Genomic DNA, 6140 nt, shown 5'->3' with positions numbered 1-6140 from the left:
GGGCCGCCGGTCGGCGGGACGGACCGACGGCCGCCTGGGCGCCCCGCCGAGCGGGCGACGGCGCGCGGGAGCGGTCGACGGGACGGCCGCTCCCCCGCGCGGTCGTCCGGGGGTCTGCCGGGTCGACCGGAGACCGGGGCGGCCGGGCGGGCGCGACCGCGACCGGCAGGTCGATCGGCGGGCCGGGAGGACGCCCGCCCGGGCGACCGGTGGGCGGGCGGGAGGGTCGGAGCGGCGGACGGGCGCGGGGCCGGTCGGGGGCGCGGGGCGGCGGACGGGCGGTGCGGCGGACGGGCGACCGCGCTGCAGGACGGCGGCGGGACCGACTGGCCGGGAACCTGCGAGGTCGCGCGGAAGGAGTCCCGTGCGGCGTGGCGAACACCCGGACGAGCGAGAACCGCCCGCCCGGCCGACCGGCCGCGGCGGGCCCTCCCCCGCCGGACCCGCCGGTCCGGCCCGCACCCCACCGCAAGGACGCCATCCGATGACCCGAGTGATCGCCGTCGCCAACCAGAAGGGCGGCGCGGGCAAGAGCACCGTGACCGTGAACCTGGCCGTGGCGCTCGGCCAGGCCGGCCGCCGCACCCTGGTCGTCGACGCCGACCCGCAGTTCGACACGACCGCGATGCTCGGGCACGACCCCGAGGACGCGCCGCACACCATCGCGGACGTGTTCCTCGGCGAGGCCGAGGCCGGGGCCGCGCTCCTGCGCGAGGTCGCCCCCGCGGTCGACCTGCTCGCCGGCGACGGGCGCATGGCGGACGTCGAGCTGACGCTCGTCTCGCAGGTCCGGCGCGAGGAGTTCCTCGCCGAGGCGCTGAGCGAGGCGACGCCCGCCTACGACTACGTGCTGATCGACTGCCCCCCGAACCTCGGCCTGCTGACCGTCAACGCGTTCGTCGCCGCGGACGAGGTCCTCGTCCCGATCTCGATGATCGACCGCAACGCCTACAAGGGCGCCGCGACGCTGCTGACCACGCTGGCCACGCTGCGCCGTCGCCGCGTCACCGTCGAGACGCTCGGGCTGCTGCGCAACAACGTCGAGGCCCGGCGCAACACCTTCCAGACGCTGAACGACGCGCTCCCCGAGCTCGACGCGCCGCTGCTGGAGGCTCAGATCCCGATGCGCTCCGGCTTCCACGACGCCACGACGGAGGGCGTCCCCCTCGTCCTCCGCAAGCCCGACGGCCGCGCCGCCCAGGCGTTCCGCGAGCTGGCCGCCGAGATCGACGTGCCGCGCACCGCGGTCCCCGACCCCGAGGCCCCGATCGCCGCGACCCGCGCGACGACCCGCAAGACCGACCCGACCCTGGTGGAGGTGGCCTGATGGCCCGCCTGAAGCTGTCCCCCAGCGGGCTCCGCAGCCCCCTGGACCTGTCGACCTCCGCCCCCGCGACGGTGCCGCCGGACGTCGAGCCCGTCGTCGTCCGTGCGACGCCGCGGACGGGTGCGACCGCCACGCCGGTCGCACCCGAGGCGCCCGCCGCCCCGACCCCGGCGGCGGACACCACCGCATCGATCCCGTCGGTCGGCCCCGCCCCCGCGCCGGCCGCGACACCCGGTGACCAGGACGCCCAGGCGCCGACGGACCCGTCCGACGCGGCGGCGCCCCCGGCCGCCGGCACCCCCGTCGCCGCCCCGACCGTCACCGGTCCGTCCGCCGCCGCCACGCTCGACACGGACGACCTGCCCGGCTGGGCGGCCGCACTGGACGTCGCCGCCCTCGCCCCGGCCCGTCTGCTCGGTCGCCCGAAGCAGACCGCCCTCATCCTCGACCGGGAGCTGTCGACCCGCGCGGACGAGCTGGTCGCCGCGACGGGTCCGCGCGTCACGTTCGCCGCCGTCGTCACGGCGATCCTGCACTTCCACCTGCCCGTGGACGGCGAGGCCGCCGCCCGCACCATCGGCGGCTACCGCCGGCGCCGGCTCGACACGCTCGACCACCCGTGGGAGGAGCGCAACGCCCGCCTGCCCGAGCCGCTGCGCGCCGAGCTCGACGACGTCGTCGCCGGGGCCACGGGTCGCGTCGCGTCCGTGCACCGCTCCACCCTCGTCAACGCGCTGCTGGACGCCCACCTCCCCGCGACACCCGACGACGCATCGCGCCTCGTCACCCGCATGGAGATGGTCCGCGGCGGCGCGTTCCTCGACGTCGTAGCCTGAGGTCGTGGACGGCCGACGCCGCATCGGGACGCGCCTGGCGCACGGGCTCCGGTTCACGGGTGCCGTCGCGGGGATCAGCGTCCTGGGCGTCGTCCTCTCGGGCGCCCGGGCGCACTCCGCCTCCGTGCAGGCGCCGCCGGCCAACGTCGGCTTCGACCTGCAGCTCGGCGGCGCCTACGCCCCGCCCTCCGGCGTCGGGGTGGTCGAGCGCGACCGCACCGCCCCGGCCCCGACGACCGGCTACGGGGTCTGTTACGTCAACGGGTTCCAGACCCAGGACTCCGAGATCGGCTGGTGGCGGCGCAGCCACCCCGCGCTGCTCCTGCGGGTGCGGGGTCGCGAGGTCCGCGACCCGGACTGGCCCGAGACGCTGCTCGACATCACCACGCCCGCGAAGCGCCGCGCGGTCGCCCGCATCGTCGGCCGGTGGACCGATGGGTGCGCCCGGCGCGGGTACCGGGCCGTCGAGCTCGACAACCTCGACTCGTGGACCCGCTCGAAGGGCCGCATCACGGTCGCCGACACCAAGGCGTTCGCCCGGCTGCTGACCGGCCGCGCGCACGGAGCCGGTCTCGCCGCGGGGCAGAAGAACGCCGCCGAGCTCATCCGCGGCGCCCGCCGGCCGCTCGGCTTCGACTTCGCGGTCGTCGAGCAGTGCCAGGAGTACGACGAGTGCGGCCGCTACACGCGCGCCTACGGCGACCGGGTCATGGAGGTCGAGTACGACCCCGCCGCCTACCGCGCGGCCTGCGCCGCCCGCGGCGCCCGGATCTCCGTCGTCCTGCGCGACCTCGACCTCGTGCCGGCCGGTCGGCCCGGGCACGTCTTCGAAGGCTGCTGACGCGCCTCAGCGCAGGGCACCCTGGGCGTCGGCCGGCTCGCCGACGCCGGCGGCGTCCTCCAGCACGGCCGAGACGCGGTGCGCCAGTGCCGGCCACGACCACGTCTCGCGCGCCGTCCGCCGCGCCGCGATCCCCCGCCGCGCGCGTTCCTCCCCGTCGTCGACCGCCGCGACGATCGCGTCGGCCAGCGCCGCGCGGTCGTCGGGCGGGACGAGCCACCCGGTCTCCCCCGGCTCGACGATGTCGCGCGGGCCGTAGGCGTCGACGGCGATCGCCGGCAGTCCGCAGGCCATCCCCTCGACGAGGACGAGGCCGAACTGCTCGCGCACGGACGCCAGGACCTGCAGGTCCGCGGCGTTGAAGAACGCCGGCAGCGCGTCGTGGTCGTGCCAGCCGGCGAGGAAGACGTCGCGCGCCCCCGAGGCCTCCACCGCGTCGAGGGGGTGCTCGCCCTCCCACTCGCCCGGGTGCCCGCCGACGACGACGAGCGCCACGCGACGCCGTGTGCGCCCCTGGGCGTCGGCGAACGCCCGGATCAGGAGCGGCAGGCGCTTGACCTCGGTGTAGCGCCCGACGGCCAGGACGACCACCGCCCCGTCCAGCGCCGCGACGTCGTCCGCGGAGTAGGCGACGGTGCCGGCGTCCCGCCCGGGCGCCCAGCCGCGCGGCTCGTCCAGGAGGTGCGTCCGCCAGAACGCCCGGCGGTCCACCGGGGCGGGCCGGAAGTCCGCCGGCTCGAAGCCGTTGGGGACGACGACGCACGCCGATCGGGGCACGCCGAGGAGGTCGACCGCGCGGTCGATCTGCGACGGCGAGAGCAGCAGCAGCCGCTCGCATGCGCCGGCCCAGCGCCGCATCCGCGCGGCCCAGGCCTCCGCGTGCTCCCAGCCCTCGGGCGCACCGTCGGCGATCCGCTCGAGCATCAGGAGCTCGGTCCCGTGCAGGTGACCCACGACGGGCACGCCGGGGGCCACGCGCGCGGCCGCCTCGTTCAGCGGCGTGAGGTGGTGCAGGTGCAGGACGGCCGCCCCGGCGGCGTCGGCGTCCTGCAGCGCGCGGGACCACGCCTCGACGTGCTGCTCGTGCTCGTCGTCGCCGACCCGGGCGAAGCAGCGGTCCGGGGCGCCGGGGCGGTCCTCGTAGGACCCCTGCATCGGCGCGTCCTCGCCGAAGACCACGGGGCGGACGTCGAGCCCCGCGTAGAACGCGCCCGCGTCCCCGAAGCCGCCGGGGAGGGAGCCCGAGAGCAGCGTCACGTCCCAGCCGTCGGCGGGCAGCCCGAGGCCGAGGGCCCGGGCCACGTGCGAGGACCCGCCGCGCGGGAAGAAGCCGAGACCGATCACCACGCGCATCCCCGGAGGGTACGGCCCCCGTGCGGCGCGCCCCGGCGCGCGACCCCGGATCGCTCGGCCTGGATCCACCGATGGTCGGCGTCGAGACGACCCGAGGATCGATGGATCGGGGCTCAGGCGGGGCGGAACTCCAGGGCGGTGGCGATCGCCCGGCCGCCGGGCAGCGGCACGCCGTGGGCCTCCCGCGCGACGTTGCGCAGGCGGCCGCCGGCGACCAACGCCGTCGATCCGCCGCCGTCGAGGTTCAGCGCCTCGCGGGCGCCGAGCTCGGCCATGACGCGGGCCAGCTCGCCGACGTCCAGGCCGGCCTCGTCGTCGTCGCGGCCGTCGCACGCCACGGCGATCAGGCGGTCCCCGTCCACGCCGAGCGCGGCACGCGGGTGGCGCCCGGCGGTGATGTCGGAGTCGAACTGGGAGGAGCCCGCGGAGAAGCCCTCGTCGTCGCCGGACACCGGCACGCCGTCCCGCACCAGCAGCGGCCCGGCCTGCAGGAGGTCGCCCGCCGGCGCGTCGGGCAGGTCGTGGCGCCGGGCGATGCGCACCGCACCGCCGGCGGCGTGCACGCACGCGCGCCGCGATCCCCACGGGTCCAGGAACGGCACGGACCGCACGGGCGCCCCGTCGATCCGCAGCTCCCCCAGCGGCAGCCCGTCCAGCACGCCGGTGGCGGCGGCGCGGCCCTCCTCCGGGAACGAGCCCCGCAGGTAGAAGCCGCCGACGAGGGCGTCGGCGACGTCGTGCGTCCGGCACCAGGCCTCCAGCGGCGTCAGTCCCGGAAGACGACGGACACGGAGGCGGACGTCGCGCAGGTCGTGCTCGGCGACGTGGACCGTCGTGCCCCGGCCGTCGGCCAGGAGGACGCGCATGGTGCGCGTGGAGGGCGACCGGGGGTCGCGGAGGCTCTCGCGCAGTCGCACAGGTCGCAGGATGATGCCGCTCGCGCAGCCCGACGTGAAGGGGCCGTGACCACACGCACGCGACCGCCCGCCGTCCGGGCCGCGCAGGAGCTCCGCAGCTCGACGGGCCGACCGCTCGGCTAGCGTGCGCGCCATGGGCGAGACGCGCACCGTGGACCTGCCGACCGCGGACGGCCCGATGGGCGTCTACGAGGCCCGGCCCGACGACACGCCCCGCACGGCCGTGGTCGTGCTCCAGGAGGCCTTCGGCGTCAACGACCACATCGAGGACGTCGCCCGGCGCTTCGCCGACGCCGGGATCCTCGCGGTCGCCCCCGCGCTGTTCCACCGCTCCGGCTCGCCGCGCCTGGGCTACGAGGACATCGAGCAGGCCTACCCGCACATGGGCGCGCTGAGCAGCCGTGGCGTCGAGGAGGACCTGGAGCAGACGCTGGAGCACCTGCGGCGCCTGGGCTTCAAGGACCACGCCATCGGCACCGTCGGGTTCTGCATGGGCGGGACGGTCTCGCTCGTGGCCGGCGCGCGCCTCCCGCTCGGCGCGTCGGTCACGTTCTACGGCGGCGGCATCCTCGAGGGCCGCTTCGGCGAGCCGCCGCTCGTCGAGCTCGCACCGGAGCTGAAGACGCCGTGGCTGGGTCTGTTCGGCGACGAGGACGCGGGGATCCCGGTCGACCAGGTCGAGGCGCTCCGCGAGGCCGCCGCCCGGGCGCCGGTGACCACCGAGGTCGTGCGCTACCCCGACGCCGGGCACGGCTTCCACTGCGACGCCCGCGACGCCTTCCACGCCCCGTCCGCCCGCGACGGCTGGCAGCGGACCCTCGCGTTCCTCGACGAGCACCTGCAGGGCTGAGCGCGGACCGGCGCAG

At 77.3% G+C, this 6140-nt stretch carries 6 protein-coding genes; 4 read left to right on the top strand and 2 right to left on the bottom strand.

Annotation, left to right across the window (positions count from 1 at the left end; genetic code table 11):
• The first annotated feature begins 484 nt into the window (after positions 1 to 484).
• From Q7T67_RS04425 to Q7T67_RS04415, 3 genes are read left to right on the top strand one after another with little or no spacing between them, the layout of a single operon-like run.
• Positions 485 to 1327, top strand: coding sequence for a ParA family protein (locus Q7T67_RS04425; protein ID WP_304786398.1), 843 nt, complete (start codon positions 485 to 487; stop codon positions 1325 to 1327).
• On the top strand, positions 1327 to 2163 hold the full coding sequence (locus Q7T67_RS04420) for a hypothetical protein (protein WP_304786396.1): 837 nt from the start codon (positions 1327 to 1329) through the stop codon (positions 2161 to 2163). The genes Q7T67_RS04425 and Q7T67_RS04420 overlap by 1 nt, the downstream gene beginning before the upstream one ends.
• A 4-nt stretch (positions 2164 to 2167) precedes the next feature.
• Positions 2168 to 3004: an endo alpha-1,4 polygalactosaminidase gene (locus tag Q7T67_RS04415; RefSeq protein WP_304786394.1), complete on the top strand. Its 837-nt coding sequence runs from the start codon at positions 2168 to 2170 to the stop codon at positions 3002 to 3004.
• Between the two features lie 6 nt (positions 3005 to 3010).
• On the opposite strand, the gene Q7T67_RS04410 is transcribed toward Q7T67_RS04415, so the two are convergent.
• Positions 3011 to 4357: a glycosyltransferase family 4 protein gene (locus Q7T67_RS04410; protein WP_304786392.1), complete on the bottom strand. Its 1347-nt coding sequence runs from the start codon at positions 4355 to 4357 to the stop codon at positions 3011 to 3013.
• 113 nt (positions 4358 to 4470) lie between these two features.
• Positions 4471 to 5274, bottom strand: coding sequence for a phosphodiester glycosidase family protein (locus Q7T67_RS04405; protein WP_304786389.1), 804 nt, complete (start codon positions 5272 to 5274; stop codon positions 4471 to 4473).
• A gap of 133 nt (positions 5275 to 5407) precedes the next feature.
• Here Q7T67_RS04405 and Q7T67_RS04400 point away from each other — a divergent pair, with 133 nt between their 5' ends.
• Entirely contained in the window at positions 5408 to 6124 is a 717-nt protein-coding gene (locus tag Q7T67_RS04400) for a dienelactone hydrolase family protein (RefSeq protein ID WP_304786387.1), read from the top strand.
• Positions 6125 to 6140 lie beyond the last annotated feature (16 nt).

This window comes from Patulibacter sp. (genome assembly GCF_030655195.1).
GTDB lineage: Bacteria > Actinomycetota > Thermoleophilia > Solirubrobacterales > Solirubrobacteraceae > Patulibacter.
This window is presented reverse-complemented; position numbering and strand designations above follow the sequence as displayed.

Coding starts and splice junctions, on each gene's coding strand:
- Q7T67_RS04425 (WP_304786398.1), top strand. CDS start 485: ATGACCCGAGTGATCGCCGTCGCCAACCAGAAGGGCGGCGCGGGCAAG.
- Q7T67_RS04420 (WP_304786396.1), top strand. CDS start 1,327: ATGGCCCGCCTGAAGCTGTCCCCCAGCGGGCTCCGCAGCCCCCTGGAC.
- Q7T67_RS04410 (WP_304786392.1), bottom strand. CDS start 4,357: ATGCGCGTGGTGATCGGTCTCGGCTTCTTCCCGCGCGGCGGGTCCTCG.
- Q7T67_RS04400 (WP_304786387.1), top strand. CDS start 5,408: ATGGGCGAGACGCGCACCGTGGACCTGCCGACCGCGGACGGCCCGATG.